This window comes from Aquabacterium sp. (genome assembly GCF_016195855.1).
In the GTDB taxonomy this organism is placed as follows: domain Bacteria; phylum Pseudomonadota; class Gammaproteobacteria; order Burkholderiales; family Burkholderiaceae_C; genus Aquabacterium.
Genome location: NZ_JACPYU010000010.1, coordinates 168,016 through 184,680 on the forward strand (window position 1 = coordinate 168,016; position 16,665 = coordinate 184,680).

Consider the following 16,665-nt stretch of genomic DNA (forward strand, 5'->3'; position numbering starts at 1 on the left):
GATAGAAGGCCATGGCCGCACGTCACCCTCTTCCCTATGCCTTTGCCAAGGCCAATGGCATCTTGCTGGAGTGCGATGACACGCGCGCCACGCTGTGGGCCAGCTCAGCGGTGTCGCCATCGGCCTTGTCCGAGGTGATGCGCCTGTACGTGGTGCATGCCATCGAGCAGGAGCCAGCCGAGACGCTGTCGCAGCGCATTGCCACGGCTTATGCCGCGGGCGAGGGCAGCGCCGCGGCCGTGGTCGGTGAAGTCGAAAGCGCGGTGGACTTGTCGCGCATGATGCAGGACCTGCCGGCGGTGGAAGACCTGCTGGAGTCCAGCAACGACGCACCCATCATCCGGATGCTCAATGCCTTGCTGACGCAAGCGGCCAAGGATGGCGCCTCCGACATCCACATCGAGCCTTACGAGCGTTCATCGGCCGTGCGCTTCCGTGTGGACGGCACGCTGCGTGAGGTCGTGCAGCCCAACAAGGCCCTGCACGCCGCGCTGATCTCGCGCCTGAAGATCATGGCCGAGCTGGACATCTCCGAAAAGCGCCTGCCGCAAGACGGGCGCATCAGCCTGCGCATTGGCGGCCGTGCGGTGGACGTGCGGGTCTCGACCCTGCCTTCCGCCCATGGCGAGCGCGCGGTGCTGCGTCTGCTGGACAAGGGCGACGCCAACAAGTTCACGCTCGAATCGCTGGGCATGAGTGGCGATTCGCTGGACCGATTCAAGCGCCTGCTGCGTCAGCCTCACGGCATCGTGCTGGTGACCGGCCCGACCGGCTCTGGTAAGACGACCACGCTGTATGCCGGCCTGAGCACGGTCGATTCGGCCACCACCAATGTGCTGACCGTGGAAGACCCGGTCGAATACGAGTTGCCCGGCATCGGTCAGACCCAGGTCAACGCCCGCATCGAGCTGACCTTCGCCAAGGCCCTGCGCGCCATCCTGCGTCAGGACCCGGACGTCATCATGATCGGTGAAATCCGTGACCTGGAAACGGCCCAGATTGCCGTGCAGGCTTCGCTGACTGGCCACTTGGTGCTGGCCACGCTGCACACGAACGACGCACCCAGCGCCGTCACCCGCCTGACCGACATGGGCATCGAGCCCTTCCTGCTGTCCAGTTCGCTGCTGGGCGTGCTGGCCCAGCGCCTGGTGCGCAAGCTGTGCCCGCATTGCAAACGCCAGGACGGCCAGGGCAAGTGGCATCCGGTGGGTTGCAGCGAATGTGGCATGAGCGGCTACAAGGGCCGTACCGGTGTGTACGAGCTGATGGTGGCCGATGATGACATCCGCACCCTGATCCACGAGCAGGCATCGGAAGCCAAGCTCTTCGAGCGCGCCCAGCTGGGTGGCATGAAGACCATGCGCGACGACGGCGACCGCTTGGTGGCCGAAGGGGTGACCTCGCTGGAAGAAGTCCTGCGGGTCACGCGCGAATAAGCGTGAGCCAGCGCGCATAACAAGGCCATCACACCATGCCCGCCTTCCGCTTTGAAGCCCTGGACCCTGCCGGCAAGACCGTCAATGGCCTGGTCGAGGCCGACAACCCCAAGGCCGCACGCGCGCAGTTGCGCCTGCAGCAACTGGTGCCGCTCAAGGTCGAGACGGTCGTCCAAGGTACGGCGGGTGAGGGCGAGGGCCTCAACAAGCAGCTCTTCGTTCGCCGGGTGTTCAACTCATCGGATCTGGCCATCTGGACGCGGCAGTTGTCGGGCCTGGTGGTGGCCGGCCTGCCGCTGGAGCGGGCCTTGACCGCCCTGGCCGACGAAGCCGAAGACCCCCGCCAGCGCGAGCTGGTGTCGCACCTGCGGGCCGAGGTCAATGCCGGCTCGCCGTTTGCGCGGGCTTTGGCGGGCTCCCCGCGCGAGTTCGATGATGTGTACCGTGGCGTGGTGGCGGCCGGCGAGCAAAGCGGGCAGCTGGGCGGTGTGCTGGACAAGCTGGCCAATGACCTGGAAGAGCAGCAGGCGCTGAAGTCCAAGCTGATCGGCGCCACCTTGTACCCGGCCATCGTGTCGGTGTTCGCCATCGTGATCGTGATCGCCTTGCTGGTGTTCGTGGTGCCGCAGGTGGCCCAGGTGTTCTCCAGTGGCAAGCGCGCCTTGCCGGCGCTCACGCAGTTCATGCTGGGCCTGAGCGCCTTCATGCGCAACTGGGGCTGGTTGCTGGCGATCGTGCTGATCGTCGGGTTCACGGCGCTGATCTTCGCGCGCCGCAACGAGGATTTCCGCCAGAAGTTCGATGCCTTCTGGCTGGAGCTGCCCTTGATCGGCAAGCTCTCTCGCGGCTACAACGCCGCGCGCTTTGCCGGCACGCTGGCCATGCTGGCGGGCTCGGGCGTACCCATCCTGAAAGCGTTGCAAGCCGCTGCCGAAACCTTGTCGAACCGCGCCATGCGCGCCGACGCCATGGAGGCGCTGGTGCAGGTGCGCGAAGGCGCGCCGCTGGCCTCGGCCCTGGCGGCCAAGAAGCGCTTCCCCGGTTTGCTGTCGATGTTTGCTCGCCTGGGCGAGCAGACGGGCCAGCTGCCCGTCATGTTGCAGCGCGCGGCCAATCAGCTCTCGGGTGAGGTGCAGCGCAAGGCCCTGGCCATTGCGACCGTGCTGGAGCCTTTGCTGATCGTGGTCATGGGCCTGGTCGTGATGCTCATCGTGATGTCGGTGATGATGCCGATCATGCAGATGAACACCTGGGTCAAATAAGACCCTGCTGAAGGGCTTTGAGCAAAGCCTCGGCGGGGAAGGGCTTGTGCAGCACAGGCGCCCCGCAGGCCTGCAAGGCCTTCATGGGCGCTTCGCCCGTGTCCCCCGTGATCACCACAGCCCCCAGCCCCGCATGACGCGCCCGGGCCATCTCGATGGCCTGCAGGCCAGTGCCATCGGGCAGACGGTGATCGGTCAGCAACAGGTCGACCAGCATCACGCGTTGCAGCAACTCGTCCAGGTCTTCCAGTGAGCCGACCTGGCTGACGTGGGCTCCCCATGCACGCAACTGCTCGGTCAGGGCCGGGCGCAGGACTTCGTCGTCGTCCAGCAGGATGATGTGGCGCTCGCTCAAGGGCTTGTCGTTGGCCGATGTGGCTGGGCCCGATGCCGCCGTGCGATCAGGCGGGCTGCCCAGCACGCTGGCGCGCGCGGCCGGCACCTCGATCGAGAAGCACGAGCCCTTGCCCACGCGTGATTGCAGCAGGATGCGGCTGTCCAGCAGGCGGGTGGCGCGCTGCACGATGGCCAGGCCCAGCCCCAGGCCCTTGGCCTGGTTGCGCTCGGGGTTGGCCAGTTGCACGAAGTCTTCGAAGATGCGTTGCTGATCTTCAGGGGCGATGCCCTGGCCGCTGTCCCAGACCTGGATCAGCAGGTGCGCGCCGCGCTGGCGCACGCCCACCAGCACGCCGCCCTGTTGCGTGTAGCGCAGGGCGTTGCCGATCAGGTTGCGCACGACTTGCTCCAGCAGGATCGGGTCGCTGTAGGCCATGGCGCGGGTGGGGTGCACGCGCAACTGCAGGCCTTTGCCGTTGGCCATTTCCTGCTCGTGGGTGCCGATGCGCGCCAGCATGGCGTGCAGGTCCACCACCTGCCAGTGCGGCTTGATGGCCCCCGCCTCCAGGCGGGACAGGTCCAGCAGGCCGTTGAGCAGGTTCTCCATGGCCTTCACGGCGTCGATCAGGCGCAGCGTCATGGTGTGCAGCGTGGAATCACGCAAGCGGTCACGCAAGAGGCCGGACAGCAGGCCGATGGCGGCCACGGGCTGGCGCAGGTCATGGCTGGCCGCGGCCAGGAAGTGGCCCTTGGCCGCGTTGGCCGCCACGAGGGCCTGCGTGCGCTCCTGCACCTTGGCTTCGAGCTCGATGTTGAGCTGCTCGGCGCTCTTGCCTGCTTCCACAAAGCGGTTCATCAGCACCAGGCCGTAGCTGGCCAGGGTGATGGGGGTGGCCATGGGCAGCCAATAAGTGTGCATGACCGAGACCATGCCGATCAGGCGCAGGTAGTCGTGCACGCCCGCCACCAGGGACACGGCAATGCCCAGCACCATGCCGATGGCCGCCAGCTTGCTGAAGCGTTTGTGCAGGCGCAGCAACAAGGCCAGTGTGGGCAGCATCAGGAGCAGCAGCAGCGGGTAGGTGGCCGCCCGCGCGGCTTCCAGCATGCCCTGCTGTGCGGCCAGCCCGGCCAGCAGCGGGAAGCCGATCTGCACGGCCCACAGCACTTTGGTGAACCAGGGCCAGCGCTTGCCGGCGATCGCCATGGCAAAGGCGCCCAGCAGCACCGTGGCCGTGACCTGGGCGGTCAGGTAGAGCCAGCCCGTCATGGCTTGCGACAGCGTGGGCCCGTCCACGATGTAGTAGCTGCAGTTGCGCACCGACACCACCACGCACAAGAGGCCCAGCATGCCCATGTCGAGCTCGGAGGGGCGCTGGCGCCAGATGGTGATCAGGAAGCAGGCAAAGGCCGTGGCCACGATGTTGATGGTCAGCGGCAGGGTCTGCGTCAGGAAGGCCTGCATGGTGTGGCCGGGCAGCAGCTCGTCGGTGGCGCCGATCATCGGGGCTGACATGCCGCCCATGCTGGCGTGCTGCACCTCCACCTGCAGCTGGTTGAGGCCCGGCTGCAGCAGGCTGGCGGGGAACTGCAGCAGGTAGGCCAGGGGGCGGCCCAGCGGATCGGCGTCCAGCAACTGGGCATGGATCAACTGGCCATTGACCCACACGCGGTGCTGGAAGCTCAGGCGGTCCACCCGCACGGCCCAGGTCTGTTGTTGCAGCGAGGCCGGGGCCTGCTTGAGCAGAAAGGTGGATTCGTAACGGGCCACCCCCTTGGAGGGCAGGCCCCGTGCGGCCCAGGTGTCGGGCAGGCTGACATCCTGCCAGTTGGTGCCGCCCTGGCTGGCCGTGGGCAGCATGCGGAAGCGGTGCGCGGTGAACTCGACCGCCGCGTTGCTGGCCGGCGGGATCAACCAGGGGCTGACCAGCCACACCACAAAGGTGATGGCCGACGCCACAGCGATCCAGCCGAGCAGGGCAAACAGTAAACGTTGAGCGGGGCTGCGAGCCGGCCGGTGGGCGGTCGGATCGAGTGCGACGGACGCGGTGCGCATGTCAGGGCGGGGCCTAGGGGCCATCTGGACGATGGGCTTATTGTCGCTGTTCAGCGCGCATGTGCGCCTTTGCTCACGGATGCCCCGTGCTTCTGCGGGGCGGGCCTCTTGGCGCCGTCTGGATTCGATGATATGAATGCTTGCATCCCCCTTGTTCAAGGGCTCTGACACCTCAGTCTTTGCTGCAATGATGGGGAGAGCGTGTTGATGCCTGGAGGGCTGATATGAGCAGTTGCACTGATCTTGTTCCCGTCCAACAAGAGGCCTACAAGGGGCGCATTCCCATCGCCCACATGCGACACGTCTACAAGCTCCACGAGGTGGAGAAGCGCCTGGGCAAGCTGCCGCCGCGCGAGCATGAATCCCTGCGTGCCACTTATGAGCGCATGCTGGAGATGGGCCCCGAGCGCTTTCAGGTCAAGCCATCCGGCCTGCCGGCCATGGAACACCTCTACGACGAGCTGCCCAACTTCCACGAAGTGCTGGACGATCTCAAGCGCCAGCTGGCTCTGTGCAGCGACAGCCGCGATGCGCTGGAGATCACGCCCATGCTGCTCCTGGGCCCGCCCGGTGTCGGCAAGACCCACTTCGCCCGCGAGGTGGCGCAACTGCTGGGCACGGGCATGGGCTTCGTGTCCATGAGTTCGATGACGGCAGGGTGGGTGCTCTCGGGTGCCTCCAGCCAATGGAAGGGCGCCCGCCCTGGCAAGGTGTTCGAGACCCTGGTGGACGGCCAGTACGCCAACCCCGTGATGGTGGTCGACGAGATCGACAAGAGTGGCGGCGAGCACGCCTATGACCCCTTGGGCTCGCTCTACAGCCTGCTGGAGCACGACACGGCCGGGCAGTTCACCGACGAGTTCGCCGAGGTGTCGATCGACGCGAGCCAGGTGATCTGGGTGGCCACCGCCAACGACCTGCGCGGCATCCCCGACCCCATCCTCAACCGCATGAATGTCTTTGACATCGACATGCCCGATGAGGAGGCCGCGCGCAAGATCGCGTCCAAGCTGTACCGCAGCATCCGCGCCGATCACGATTGGGGTCAGCGCTTCGAGCCTGATCTGAGCGAGGCCGTGCTCGCTGAGTTGAGCCACTGCGCACCGCGTGAAATGCGCCGCGCGCTGATGATGGCATTCGGCAATGCCAAGCTCGACGGGCGTTACGCCCTGGAAGTGCGCGACCTGCCCGAGCAAGGCGGCAAGCGTCAGGCCATGGGCTTCGTGCAGTAAGCCTGCTCGGCGCTGAATCCACAGCGCCGAACACTACACTAGGCCTCTTGTGCACCTTGCCGAGAGGCCTTTGTCATGCCCGCCAGCCTGTCTGGACGATTGGTGGTCGCGATCTCCTCGCGCGCCTTGTTCGACTTTGAAGATGAGAACCGCCTGTTCGAGGGCGAGGATGACCGTGCCTACATGAAGCTGCAGCTCGACAAGGTCGACGAGCCGGCCAAGCCGGGCGTGGCCTTCTCGCTGGTGCGCAAGCTGCTGGCCTTCAACACGCCGGACGAGGCCCGTGTGGAGGTGGTGATCCTGTCTCGCAACGACCCGGTCTCGGGCATGCGGGTGTTCCGCTCGGCCAAGCACTATGGCCTGCCCATCGAGCGCGGTGTGTTCACGCGCGGGCAAAGCCCCTGGCGCTATCTGCGGCCCTTGCAGGCGCACCTCTTCCTGTCGGCCAATGAAAACGATGTGCGCTCGGCCCTGGCGGCGGGCGTGCCGGCTGCGCGCGTGTTGCCACATGCCGCGCGTGCCGGTGAGGCGCACCCGAACGAAGTGCGCATTGCCTTTGACGGCGACGCCGTGTTGTTCTCGGACGAGGCCGAGCAGGTGTTCCAGAAAGGCGGGCTGGATGCCTTTCAGGCGCACGAGGTGGCCATGGCCGAGCAACCTTTGCAGGGCGGCCCTTTCAAGCCTTTGCTGATGGCCTTGCACGAGTTGCAGCAAGGCGAGTCGGCCATGCGCATCCGCACTGCGCTGGTCACGGCGCGTGGCGCACCGGCCCATGAGCGCGCCATCCGCACGCTGATGGACTGGGGCATCGAGGTGCACGAGGCCTTGTTCCTGGGTGGCTTACCCAAGGGTGAGTTCCTGCGCGAGTTCGAGCCCGATTTCTTCTTCGACGACCAGACCGGTCATGTCGAGAACGCCGCGCCCCACGTGCCATCCGGGCATGTGGCCGCCGGCATCGTCAATGTGGGAGGCCAATCATGAGCGAAGACCTGTCTGACTTCTTTGCCCTGCCGCCGTTCAAGGCCGATGAGGCGCTGGTCAAGCTGCGACGCGATCTGCGTGAGCTCAAGCCCCTGGCCGAAAAAGGCACGGGCGAGCTGGTGCGCTTCGAGTGGAAGGGCTTGCCGGTGATCGAGCTGAGCCTGCAGTCAGGTGACAAGCCCGCCCTGGCCGTGTCGCTGGCCAAAAAGCCCAGCCAGCGCCCCGATTGGCTCAAGCAGACGCTGGCATCCAGCGCCGAGGTGCGCAAGTGGCTTGACGAGCTCAAGCGCAGCCTCAAGCGTTGGGACGACGAGGACTGACCTGATCAGTCTTCCAGCAAGGCTTTGAGGTTGAGCAGGTCGGCGCGCACGAGCTCGGCATCCTGCTCGAACTGTGCCTCGCTCATGCCCTCGTGTTGATGCAACACGAAGGACACGGTGCTGCCCATCGCATGCGCCAGCACCCGCATCGTGTTCATGAATTCCTCGCCATTGGGCAGGCGCACGACGTGGTCCAGGATGCCATCGGCATTGGGCGGCGTGAACCACAGTCGCACCGGGCCTTGCTCGGTCTGCACGATCCACTCATCGCCTTCCGGCTCGATGCTGCGTGCAAAACCCGGCGCCCAATAGGGCAGGTTACGCGGGTCGGAGGCGTAGGCCATGACCGCATCGGGTTCCACAGCGATGTCGACGGTGATGTTGAGGGTGCGCATGTCAGGCAGTCTGGCTGGCGATCAGCTCCGCGTCAATGGCCGCAGCGCGCACCGAGGCCGGGCGGGACGTGACCCGCTCGATATAAGCCTGGATCACCGGTGTGGCCGGCACCAGGCCGAACTGCGTGGTCCAGCGCAAGGCCGTGCCCCACAGCACATCGGCCGCGCTGAAACGGTCGCCCAGCAGGTAAGGGCCCTTGGCCAGTTGGTCTGTCAGCGTCTTGAGCATGGTGTCGAAGTCGCCATAGGGGCAGGTGGAGGGTGGTGCCGGTTCGCGCTTCATGGCGCGGTCCACCACGGCGGGCTCGAACGAGGAACCATAGAACACCAGCCAGCGCAGATAGGCCCCGCGTTGCGGGTCACCCATCTGGGGCGCCAGGCCCTTGTCGGCGTACAGGTCGCCCAGGTAGATGTAGATGGCACCCTGCTCGGTGATGAGCGTGCCCTGGTGCGACAGGGCCGGCACCTTGCCCATCGGGTTGATGGCCAGGTAAGCGGGCTGGCGTTGCTCGCCGGCTTTCAGGTTGAGCACGTGCAGCTCGTAGTCGGCACCCAGCTCTTCCAGCAGCGTGAGCGTGCCAGCCGATCGGGTCTGAGGGGCGTGGTGCAGGACCACGTGACGTTCACTGGGCATGAGGCGCTCCTGTTCTGTTGGGGTGTTGGCCAGACTCCATCGCTGTCAATCGCTGCGTTGCATCCTGGCCTTGAACAATTCGGCGATGCTGACTTCGCGTGCGCCGGGGATCACGTCGTAAGACTCGCCTGCCGCGATGGTGCCGGGCTGGCGTACCGTCAGGTAAAAGCCGCAGTAGCCGGACTGCGCCATCATCTTGACCGCCTGCTTGAAGCCCATGACGGCCTGGAACTTGTAGCAGGGCCGGCGCGGCTCGCTGATGGCCAGGGTGCAATCGGGGAACTGCAGCACATCACCCACATACACATCGCCTTCAAGCAGGCCCGTCAGGGTCAGGTTCTCGCCCAGCATGCCATGCGGCAGGGGGGCGCCCCAATCTTGCGCCTGCGCCTGCGCACGCACTGTCTGCCAGAAAGTGTAGTGCTCGTGAGGGTAGGCGTACACCGCCTTGCTCAAGCCCCCATGCACGCTGGTGTCTGCCTGGTCGTCGCCTTGCAGGCCCAGCGGCCTGACGGCCACGCGTTGCGGGTCAGCCAGGGTGCTCACCGCGCGCTTGCCAATCGCCGTCATGATCTGGCGGCCTTCAATGGTGATTGGGCTGGGTGTGGCGACGTTGATCGACAGCAGTTGACGGGGCTGGAGGCTGGGCATGACGAGGCCGGGGGCAATGGCGGTGGTGACCGGGTTGTCAGTATGCCGCCGTCCCGATGCCCCCGCTTTGATGCCCCCGTCAGTGCCAGGCCGACACCGTGGTTGCCATGGCCTTGAAGCCCAGCACCACAGGCTGCCCGGGCGCCCATCCCATCTTCTGGATGGACTTGCGCGTGAGCAGGGCCCAGATCGGCGCACCGGCCTTGACCTGCGAGCTGTCGGCGGCATCCAGTGCGCGGTCGAGCTCCATGCCCACGGCGCCATAGGTGCCATGCTCGCCGGCCAGCATGATCTGGGTGATGCGCCCGCGCAGGTGGTTGCTGCAACTGGTGTCGGTGGGCACCGCGCGGTGCAGGGTGACATCACGGGCCCGCACCTTCAGGCGCACCTTGCTGCCAACAGGGTGCAGGGTAGCGGGCACGGTCACGCGCTGGCCTGATACATCGACCTCGCTGAGCAGCCAGTCGATGTCATGGCGCTTGACCTCGCCTTCCAGCACGCTGCCCGCGTGCACGCCTTCCAGGAAGGTGGACAAGGACACATCGGACAGGATCTGGGCGGCAGGGCCGGCACTGGCCATGCGCCCCTCATGCAGGATGACCACCTCGTCGGCCAGGCGGATGACCTCGTTCATGCGTGGGCTCACGAGCACCACCGGCACCTTGAAACGATCGGGGACCTCGGCCAGCAACTCCAGCAGGGCTTCCTGCTCGTGGGCAGGTACCTCGCCCAAAGGGTCGTCCAGCAACAGGGCATTGGGGCCGGAGATCAAGGCGCGGCCCAGCGCCACCTTGACACGCTGGCTGACGGTCAACGCCTCGGGGCGGCGGTTGAGCAGCGAGGACAGGTCCAGCCAGCTCACCACCTTCTCGAACTCGGGCGCCCTGCGGGTGATGCCCAGCCCCTTGATGCCGTACTGCAGATTGGCCTTGACATTGAGGTGGGGGAACAGGTGCGTGTGCCCGTCCAGCCAGGTGATGCGTCGCTCGTGCGGCGGCTTGTTGACACGCGCAGCCGAGTCATACACGGCATCGGTGCCCAGCGCAATGCGCCCACCCTTGGCGGGCATCAGCCCGGCTGCAGCCTTGAGCAAGGCGCTTTTGCCCGATCCAGTGCGGCCCACCAGGGCGCAGACCTTGCCCGGCAGGACGCGGAACTGGGCGCGGATATCCAGGCCAGGTTGTTGCAGCCGCAACTCGACGCTCAGCGTGCGTGGCAGTGCTTGTTCGCTCATGTGGTCGATACGCTCAGGCCAACGGGGCGCAGGCGTGCCTGCCAGCGGCGGCGCCAGCGTTGGCGGCCCCATTCGCTGATGGCGATGGCCGCCATGGCGATCAGCAGTGAGACCAGGGCCAGATGCCAGGCCGCGTCTTCGCCATCCTGTTGATTGAGCAGGGCCTGAACCAGGGCCACGGGCGCGGTGGTGTCACCGATGTGATGGGGGCGCAAGGTGGCCGCCAGCACCAGCGTGGCACCCGACTCGCCCCAGGCGGCCGTGAGCCCCAGCGCCATGGCCGAGGCCACGGCAGGCCACACCAGCGGCAAGGTGATCGTCCACCAGCCCTGCCAGCGTGAGGCACCCAGGGTGCGGGCCACAGGTAGCAGCATGGGGTCGGTGGCCTCGAAGGCCGGGCGCAGGATGCGCACCATCAGCGGCACGGTCATCACGCTGGCGGCGATGATGGCGCCGGCGGGGTAGAAGCTCAGGCTGTAGCCCGTCCAGCTGTGCAGCCAGCCGCCATTGCCCCCGACGCCGCCCAGGCCGATGAGCAGCCCGAAGCCGATGACCGCAGGCGGCAGGCCCATGGGCAGCAGGATCAGGGTGTCGAGCACGACCTTGCCGCGCCATGCGGTACGGGCCATCACGGTGGCCAGCACCACGGCCAGCGGCGTCGAGATCAGCAAGGTGATCACGGCGACCTGCAGGCTCAATGACAGCGCTTCGAGTTCAAATGACGACACGGCTCACTCCTTCAGGACTTGCCACGCAGGGCGGGTGGACTTGATGGCGTTTTGAGCCAGGGGCCACTGCAGCCAGCTGGTCAAGAGTTTGGCGCCCGCATGGCGGGCTCTGAATGAACTGGCGATCTGGGCCTGGAGCGACAGCGTGGGGGCATCAGCCAGCCAGACCTTCAGGCGTTCGCCCTTGGGGGGCGCCTTGAGCCACTGTGCACGGGTCATCAGGCGGTAGGCCGGCGCGGTCTGGGGGGCCTTGGTGGCAGGAGCGGGCGGCAAGCCTTTGCTGGCCTGTCCTTTGGTCAGTTGATCGGCCAGTGCGGCCACCGCCGAGCCCGCGGGCGGCGGCAGCCAGCGCGCCGCGCCCGCGTTGTGGGCGGCCAAAACCTGGGCCAGCGCCCGCCCTGGATCGGCCTCGCTGCGGATGCCGGCCAGGTCATCGGTGGGGCCCAGCAGCAGCACGTCGGTGCGCGCCAGGGTGACGCGGTTGTAGATCAGGCCTTGTTTGTCCAGCTCGTCGGCACGCGGGTGCGACAGGAACAGACCGGCGTCCACCTGGCCTTGCTCCAGTTGTTGGAGGACCTCGGTGGTTTCCATGGCCGACCAGCGTGCCGACCAGCCCAGGTCCTGCTTCATGGCCGTTTGCCAGCGCCCTGTCAGGCCGGTGGAGATGAACAGCGGGTCCACCCCGACCAGCGGGCTGTCTGCCCGGGCGATCACGCGCTCGCGTGCCAGCACGGCGGGGGCCGCACACAGACCCAGCGCACCGCTGAGGCTCAGTTGCAGAAAAGGGCGGCGGGCCAACTCGGGCATGGTGGGTATTGTGAAAAAAGTCGCAAAAGAGCCGTTGTGACAAGTGTGCCCGCAGCGGCCCGGCGCAACCCAAAAGGTGTGGCGCAAGATGTATCAGGATACAAAAACATGGGCGGTTCGTGACTCAAGTCTCACCCTGATATGCCGGGCTGTGGCGGCCCCCCCGGCCGAGGGGGGAACTCAAAGCCCGGTGAGTGGACTAAACTACGCGGTTCCACTGTCACGGATTGTCGGCCTCACAAGGGCCAGGGATCACACCGATAGCGGGGTGTCGATAGCTTCATAAGTTGTTGATTCATAAGCTGAATCACGCTTTTTATGGGGCTGCCGAGACCCTGTTTTTTACTTTCTGGAGCTTTTCTCATGACGACGACTGCTGCACAGGTGAACGCACCTGCCTACGTCAAAAACACCAAGCTGATCGCCTGGGTGGCCGAAATGGCCGCCCTGACGCAACCCAAGGACATCGTCTGGTGTGACGGTTCGCAAGAAGAATACGACCGCCTGTGCGCCCAGCTCGTGGCTGCCGGCTCGTTCAAGAAGCTCAACCCCGAGCTGCGCCCCAACAGCTTCCTGGCCATCACCGACCCGTCGGACGTGGCCCGCGTGGAAGACCGCACCTTCATCTGCTCCGAGCGCAAGGAAGACGCCGGCCCCACCAACAACTGGTGTGAGCCCGCTGAAATGCGCGCCAAGCTGCAAACGGCCGAAGACGCCCTGTTCAAGGGCTGCATGAAGGGTCGCACCATGTACGTGGTGCCCTTCTCGATGGGCCCCCTGGGCTCCAACATCGCCCACATCGGCGTGGAACTCTCTGACAGCGCCTACGTGGCCGTCAACATGAAGCTCATGACCCGCATGGGCAAGGGCGTGATCGACGTGCTGGGCACCGATGGCGAGTTCGTGCCTTGCATGCACACCGTGGGCGCCCCGCTGGAAGCTGGTCAGAAGGACGTGATCTGGCCTTGCAACCCCACGGTCAAGTACATCGTTCACTACCCCGCCACCCGCGAAATCTGGTCGTATGGCTCGGGCTACGGCGGCAACGCGCTGCTGGGCAAGAAGTGCTTCGCCCTGCGCATCGCCTCCACCATGGGCCGCGAGCAAGGCTGGCTGGCCGAGCACATGCTGCTCCTGGGCGTGACCAACCCCCAAGGCCAGAAGTTCCACGTGGCAGCCGCTTTCCCCAGCGCCTGTGGCAAGACCAACTTCTCCATGCTGATCCCGCCCGAGGGCTACAACGGCTGGAAGGTCACCACCATCGGTGACGACATCGCCTGGATCAAGCCCGCTGCCGACGGCAAGCTGTACGCCATCAACCCCGAAGCTGGTTACTTCGGCGTGGCCCCTGGCACCAACACGCTGACCAACCTGAACTGCATGAACTCGCTCAACCGCGACGTGATCTTCACGAACGTGGCCCTGACCGACGACGGCGATGTGTGGTGGGAAAGCATGACCGACACGCCGCCCGCTCACCTGATCGACTGGCAAGGCAAGGACTGGACGCCCCAGATCGCCAAGGAAACCGGCGCCAAGGCCGCTCACCCCAACGCCCGTTTCACGGTGGCTGCCACCAACAACCCCGCACTGGACCCCGAGTGGGACAACCCCGCTGGTGTGGCGATTGACGCCTTCATCTTCGGTGGCCGTCGCTCCACGACCGTGCCGCTGGTGACCGAGGCCCGTGACTGGACCGAAGGCGTCTACATGGCCGCCACCATGGGCTCTGAAACCACTGCCGCCGCCTTCGGCGCGCAAGGCGTGGTCCGCCGTGACCCGTTCGCCATGCTGCCCTTCATGGGCTACAACATGAGCGACTACTTCCAGCACTGGCTGAACGTGGGCGCCAAGCTGCAAGCCGCTGGCCACAAGGTGCCGCCGGTTTACTGCGTGAACTGGTTCCGCAAGGGCGCCGACGGCAAGTTCGTGTGGCCTGGCTACGGCGAAAACATGCGCGTCCTGGAATGGATCCTGGGCCGTATCGGTGGCACCGCCAAGGGCACCGAGAACGCCTTCGGCATCAGCCCGAACTACGAAGACAACAACTGGAACGGCCTGAACTTCACCAAGGACCAGTTCCAGTCCGTCATCGGCGTCGACAAGGCTGCCTGGACGCAAGAACTCAAGCTGCACGAAGAGTTGTTCACGCAACTGGCTTACCACCTGCCGGCTGAAATGCCTGCCACCAAGGCCAAGATCGAGCAGCGCCTGGCTGCCTGATGCGCTACCGCTGGCCGCGTGCCAGGTGACTGAGAAACGGCCCTTCGGGGCCGTTTTGCTTTTGGGGCGCGGGCATGGGGATGCCCCGGCCATGGTCCGTTTGCCCACGGTGCGTCAAACGTTCACATGCCTCAGATCTGTCCGATCAGCCGCGAAAGTGTGTCCGAATGCACCGTTCGGCCCACGAAGCCGTACGATTTGTCACATAACCTCGTCAAATTGGCGGGTACGGTGTCTGTGGACCGTGATTTAAAACCGGATTTTGTTGGTTCCGAGTGGCTGTACCGTGCTTGGGTGCCCATGTTTTTTTCCTGCCGGATGGTCCCTTTGGCGGGTATTTGGAGGTTCAGATGAAATTGAACGTGGTTCTTGCAGCAGCGTCGGTGCTGCTGGCCGGCGCGGCGAGTGCCGGCGTGGCGGTCTACCCCGACGACTCGCTGGGTACGCTGTCGCCCACCCCCGCGCTGTATGGCAACTTGCTGGCCACCGGCAAGGCCGCTGGGGGCAGCTTCAGCGATGACTTTTTCTTTGACCTGGCGACCCGGAGCGATGTGGTTGGCTCTGTGGGCATGTTCTTCGGCACCGTGTCTTTCAGCTCCGTGTTGATCGACGGCAATGCCCTGGCGCTGACGTCCACGCCCACCGGCTATGGCTTCAGCTTCAGCGGCCTGGGCCAGGGCGCACACACCCTGACCGTGGAAGGCCTCTTCCCCAAGGGCGGCCATGCCTATATCGGCAGCGTGTACGCCACCCCGGCCGTGCCTGAGCCCGAGTCCATGGCCATGGCCTTGGCCGGCTTGGGCGTGATGGGCATGGTGGCCCGTCGCCGTCAGCGCAACTGAGCGCGGGCTGAATGTGGTGGGGCTGCGCAGCCCCATGAAAAACGGGCTCCCTTGGGAGCCCGTTTTGTTTGACCGAACCAGCCTGGATCAGAACAGGCCAGCCTTGCCAATCAGTTGCGCAACCAGGTCAGACAGGCTGGTGGCGGGGGCCTTCACGCGGCTTTGCTCCAGCGAGCGGATCACGGCGGTCTTGCCCGAGAAGTCCAGCAGGTTGTCCACGAAGGTGCCCACATCGGCCAGCTTGGCTTCCTTGATGCCGGTGTCGCCGAAGGTCACGATGGTCAGGCAGTGCGAACCATTGATCTCGCGGTAGTTGGGCAGGAAGTAGCCCAGGTTGGGGCCGGCTGGCAGGTGCGCCACCATGGTGTTGATGTCCTGGCGCCAGCGGGCGTTCAGGGCGGCCAGGCGGGCCTCTGGTGTGGGCGCGTTCGAGATGTCGGTGTAGAACTTCTCATACGAGAAGGCCGAGTAGTTCGTGTCCTCCTGGAACATGGCGTAGCCGATGCGGTCGTTCGGGAAGATCTTGCTCAGGCCAGCGGTCATCGAGCCCAGGTTGTTGACGTCGCCCGCCTGCGGGTACTTGGTGATCAGCTCGGTGGCCAGGCCATTGGGCTCATCCAGGCCCCAGACCTGACGGATCTTGTTGTGCAGAGGCAGTGAGGGGGACTCTTCTGGCGTGCTGTTGCGCGGTGCCCAGAACAGCGGGCCCGAGTCGGCCAGCAGCGCCGCCTTGCCGGCCTTCACCGTGGTGCGCATATAGGGGAAGGTCACAGTCGAGCCCGTGCCGCCAGCAGAGAAGCCGGTCAACAGCAGCATCTCGGGCTTGGGCAGGTTGGCGGCCATCCAGTTGGAGACGGCCTTGGCGTTGACCGCGCCACGGTGGTACCAGGCCACGGAGCCGGTGTCGTCGGTGTAGGTGGTGACCTTGTTGCCGGCGTGCACGTCACCCGTGCAGTAGGTCAGGTAGACGATGTTCCAGCTCTGGGTCTGCACCGACGTGAGCGGGTCGATGCGGGCGGTGAAGGGCGTGACCAGGCCCCAGTGCGCCTGGCGGTTCCAGTCGCTCATGTAGTTGCTGGGGATGCCGTCGGGGTTGACGGCGCCCAGCAGTGTGCCGGCCTTGTTTTCGCAGGTGCCTTTTTCCCAGCAGGCGCCGCCGCCTTCAAACATCACGACGGTCTTGCTGGTGAAGGGGGTGCGGTTGACGAAGAAGCGATAGGGGGTGCCGTTGCCGCAAGAGGCGCCGCTGGAGGCGGGCAGCTCGACCATTTCCCACTTCAGGTAGGCAGCCTGCGCAGCGATGCTGCACAGCAGGCTGATGCCGATGGCCTTGGACGCGGCCTTGATCAGTGAATTGAGTGACATGTTGACTCCATCAACGGGTTGTTCGGACCATGTGATGAAGTCTGGAACACAGTGTTTTTTTTCTGGGGCGGGTTAGCCACTGGCTGGGCCTGCCCACCCCTAACCCAAGGGGGATGGAACTGTCAGGGTGATGACGCTTGGCGTGCAATGCGTGTCGGGTAAT

Annotated in this window: 15 protein-coding genes; 7 read left to right on the plus strand and 8 right to left on the minus strand. The window is 65.5% G+C overall.

Annotation, left to right across the window (positions count from 1 at the left end; all coding sequences use genetic code 11):
- Positions 1 to 11: 11 nt before the first annotated feature.
- Both gspE and gspF read left to right on the plus strand, forming a co-directional pair.
- Positions 12 to 1,436: a type II secretion system ATPase GspE gene (gene gspE, locus HY019_RS09205; protein WP_290690925.1), complete on the plus strand. Its 1,425-nt coding sequence runs from the start codon at positions 12 to 14 to the stop codon at positions 1,434 to 1,436.
- Positions 1,437 to 1,471: 35 nt separating this feature from the next.
- Positions 1,472 to 2,698: a type II secretion system inner membrane protein GspF gene (gene gspF / locus HY019_RS09210; RefSeq protein WP_290690928.1), complete on the plus strand. Its 1,227-nt coding sequence runs from the start codon at positions 1,472 to 1,474 to the stop codon at positions 2,696 to 2,698.
- Here the strand turns inward: gspF and HY019_RS09215 are convergent.
- Complete coding sequence (locus tag HY019_RS09215; protein WP_290690934.1) at positions 2,691 to 5,090, minus strand: hybrid sensor histidine kinase/response regulator; 2,400 nt, start codon at positions 5,088 to 5,090, stop codon at positions 2,691 to 2,693. The genes gspF and HY019_RS09215 overlap by 8 nt on opposite strands.
- 224 nt (positions 5,091 to 5,314) lie before the next feature.
- Here HY019_RS09215 and HY019_RS09220 point away from each other — a divergent pair, with 224 nt between their 5' ends.
- The 3 genes from HY019_RS09220 to HY019_RS09230 all read left to right on the plus strand — a co-directional run bounded on the left by HY019_RS09220 (position 5,315) and on the right by HY019_RS09230 (position 7,623).
- The gene (locus HY019_RS09220; RefSeq protein WP_290690940.1) at positions 5,315 to 6,322 is read left to right on the plus strand and encodes an AAA family ATPase; all 1,008 of its coding nucleotides are present in this window, start codon (positions 5,315 to 5,317) and stop codon (positions 6,320 to 6,322) included.
- A gap of 75 nt (positions 6,323 to 6,397) precedes the next feature.
- The gene (locus tag HY019_RS09225; RefSeq protein ID WP_290690944.1) at positions 6,398 to 7,303 is read left to right on the plus strand and encodes a 5'-nucleotidase; all 906 of its coding nucleotides are present in this window, start codon (positions 6,398 to 6,400) and stop codon (positions 7,301 to 7,303) included.
- Positions 7,300 to 7,623, plus strand: a complete 324-nt coding sequence (locus HY019_RS09230; RefSeq protein ID WP_290690948.1) for a hypothetical protein — start codon at positions 7,300 to 7,302, stop codon at positions 7,621 to 7,623. Before HY019_RS09225 ends, HY019_RS09230 begins: the two co-directional genes overlap by 4 nt.
- Before the next feature lie 5 nt (positions 7,624 to 7,628).
- On the opposite strand, the gene HY019_RS09235 is transcribed toward HY019_RS09230, so the two are convergent.
- The 6 genes from HY019_RS09235 to HY019_RS09260 all read right to left on the minus strand — a co-directional run bounded on the left by HY019_RS09235 (position 7,629) and on the right by HY019_RS09260 (position 12,072).
- Positions 7,629 to 8,018, minus strand: a complete 390-nt coding sequence (locus HY019_RS09235) for an SRPBCC family protein (RefSeq protein ID WP_290690951.1) — start codon at positions 8,016 to 8,018, stop codon at positions 7,629 to 7,631.
- Between the two features lies 1 nt (position 8,019).
- Positions 8,020 to 8,652 (minus strand): glutathione S-transferase family protein, encoded by a 633-nt coding sequence (locus HY019_RS09240; protein WP_290690954.1) that lies wholly within the window; start codon positions 8,650 to 8,652, stop codon positions 8,020 to 8,022.
- A 45-nt stretch (positions 8,653 to 8,697) separates the two neighbouring features.
- Entirely contained in the window at positions 8,698 to 9,303 is a 606-nt protein-coding gene (locus tag HY019_RS09245; protein ID WP_290690956.1) for an MOSC domain-containing protein, read from the minus strand.
- A gap of 79 nt (positions 9,304 to 9,382) precedes the next feature.
- Positions 9,383 to 10,537: an ATP-binding cassette domain-containing protein gene (locus HY019_RS09250; RefSeq protein WP_290690959.1), complete on the minus strand. Its 1,155-nt coding sequence runs from the start codon at positions 10,535 to 10,537 to the stop codon at positions 9,383 to 9,385.
- A complete protein-coding gene (locus HY019_RS09255; protein ID WP_290690963.1) occupies positions 10,534 to 11,265 on the minus strand; it encodes an ABC transporter permease subunit in 732 nt (243 codons plus the stop codon). Before HY019_RS09255 ends, HY019_RS09250 begins: the two co-directional genes overlap by 4 nt.
- A gap of 3 nt (positions 11,266 to 11,268) precedes the next feature.
- A complete protein-coding gene (locus tag HY019_RS09260; protein WP_290690966.1) occupies positions 11,269 to 12,072 on the minus strand; it encodes a hypothetical protein in 804 nt (267 codons plus the stop codon).
- Between the two features lie 363 nt (positions 12,073 to 12,435).
- Between HY019_RS09260 and HY019_RS09265 the strand changes: the two genes are divergently transcribed.
- Both HY019_RS09265 and HY019_RS09270 read left to right on the plus strand, forming a co-directional pair.
- The gene (locus HY019_RS09265; protein ID WP_290690970.1) at positions 12,436 to 14,295 is read left to right on the plus strand and encodes a phosphoenolpyruvate carboxykinase (GTP); all 1,860 of its coding nucleotides are present in this window, start codon (positions 12,436 to 12,438) and stop codon (positions 14,293 to 14,295) included.
- A 350-nt stretch (positions 14,296 to 14,645) separates the two neighbouring features.
- The gene (locus HY019_RS09270) at positions 14,646 to 15,137 is read left to right on the plus strand and encodes an FxDxF family PEP-CTERM protein (RefSeq protein ID WP_290690974.1); all 492 of its coding nucleotides are present in this window, start codon (positions 14,646 to 14,648) and stop codon (positions 15,135 to 15,137) included.
- 87 nt (positions 15,138 to 15,224) lie between these two features.
- On the opposite strand, the gene HY019_RS09275 is transcribed toward HY019_RS09270, so the two are convergent.
- A complete protein-coding gene (locus HY019_RS09275) occupies positions 15,225 to 16,502 on the minus strand; it encodes a pectin acetylesterase-family hydrolase (RefSeq protein ID WP_290690977.1) in 1,278 nt (425 codons plus the stop codon).
- Between the last annotated feature and the right edge of the window lie 163 nt (positions 16,503 to 16,665).

Coding starts and splice junctions, on each gene's coding strand:
- gspE (WP_290690925.1), top strand. CDS start 12: ATGGCCGCACGTCACCCTCTTCCCTATGCCTTTGCCAAGGCCAATGGC.
- gspF (WP_290690928.1), top strand. CDS start 1,472: ATGCCCGCCTTCCGCTTTGAAGCCCTGGACCCTGCCGGCAAGACCGTC.
- HY019_RS09215 (WP_290690934.1), bottom strand. CDS start 5,090: ATGCGCACCGCGTCCGTCGCACTCGATCCGACCGCCCACCGGCCGGCT.
- HY019_RS09220 (WP_290690940.1), top strand. CDS start 5,315: ATGAGCAGTTGCACTGATCTTGTTCCCGTCCAACAAGAGGCCTACAAG.
- HY019_RS09225 (WP_290690944.1), top strand. CDS start 6,398: ATGCCCGCCAGCCTGTCTGGACGATTGGTGGTCGCGATCTCCTCGCGC.
- HY019_RS09230 (WP_290690948.1), top strand. CDS start 7,300: ATGAGCGAAGACCTGTCTGACTTCTTTGCCCTGCCGCCGTTCAAGGCC.
- HY019_RS09235 (WP_290690951.1), bottom strand. CDS start 8,018: ATGCGCACCCTCAACATCACCGTCGACATCGCTGTGGAACCCGATGCG.
- HY019_RS09240 (WP_290690954.1), bottom strand. CDS start 8,652: ATGCCCAGTGAACGTCACGTGGTCCTGCACCACGCCCCTCAGACCCGA.
- HY019_RS09245 (WP_290690956.1), bottom strand. CDS start 9,303: ATGCCCAGCCTCCAGCCCCGTCAACTGCTGTCGATCAACGTCGCCACA.
- HY019_RS09250 (WP_290690959.1), bottom strand. CDS start 10,537: ATGAGCGAACAAGCACTGCCACGCACGCTGAGCGTCGAGTTGCGGCTG.
- HY019_RS09260 (WP_290690966.1), bottom strand. CDS start 12,072: ATGCCCGAGTTGGCCCGCCGCCCTTTTCTGCAACTGAGCCTCAGCGGT.
- HY019_RS09265 (WP_290690970.1), top strand. CDS start 12,436: ATGACGACGACTGCTGCACAGGTGAACGCACCTGCCTACGTCAAAAAC.
- HY019_RS09270 (WP_290690974.1), top strand. CDS start 14,646: ATGAAATTGAACGTGGTTCTTGCAGCAGCGTCGGTGCTGCTGGCCGGC.
- HY019_RS09275 (WP_290690977.1), bottom strand. CDS start 16,502: ATGTCACTCAATTCACTGATCAAGGCCGCGTCCAAGGCCATCGGCATC.